The organism is Mycobacterium sp. E2327 (genome assembly GCF_001672675.1).
In the GTDB taxonomy this organism is placed as follows: domain Bacteria; phylum Actinomycetota; class Actinomycetes; order Mycobacteriales; family Mycobacteriaceae; genus Mycobacterium.
The window spans coordinates 1-528 of record NZ_LZKE01000061.1; the positions used below are offsets into that span (position 1 = coordinate 1).

Below are 528 nucleotides of genomic sequence, written 5' to 3' on the forward strand. Positions count from 1 at the left end.
ACCACGGTGACGGGGTGGCCGCGGTGGGTGCCGAGCTCGCCGGAGCCGATCGCGGTCTTGAGGGCGAGTTTGAGGGCGTCGTGGCCGCGTTGAGCTTGGCTGCGGGTGTCGCGCTGTTCGGCGGGGCTGGTGTCGGGTTGGTGGCGGCCGGGGCGCACCGCGGCGGCGATGGCTTCGAGGTAGGCGCGGGCCTCGGGGTCGAGCAGCCCGGAGATCCGCGACATGCCGTCGGGGCCTTGCGGGCCTAGGTGCAGTGAGCGCCGCCGGGCGCGGTCTTCGTCGGTGAACACCCCGTCGGGGTTGAGGTAGTCGGCGATGCGCTGCCCGAGTCGGGTCACTACCCCGGAGTCCAGTTTGGCGGCGTGTTCGACCAGGACGCGTTCGGCTTCGGCGACGTCGGCGGGGGCCACGGCGGCGGGCAGCACATCCAGGGCGTGACAGATCACGCGGATGTGGTCCTCCCCGAGCGCGCCCGCTTCGACCGCTCCCGCCAGCACCTCCAGTTCGGGCGGCACCGGTGGTCCGGTC

1 protein-coding gene is annotated in these 528 nt (G+C 73.3%); it reads right to left on the bottom strand.

Annotation, left to right across the window (positions count from 1 at the left end; genetic code table 11):
* Positions 1-528: DUF222 domain-containing protein (locus tag A5712_RS07695; RefSeq protein WP_156766466.1), on the bottom strand; the 528-nt coding region annotated here is incomplete at both ends.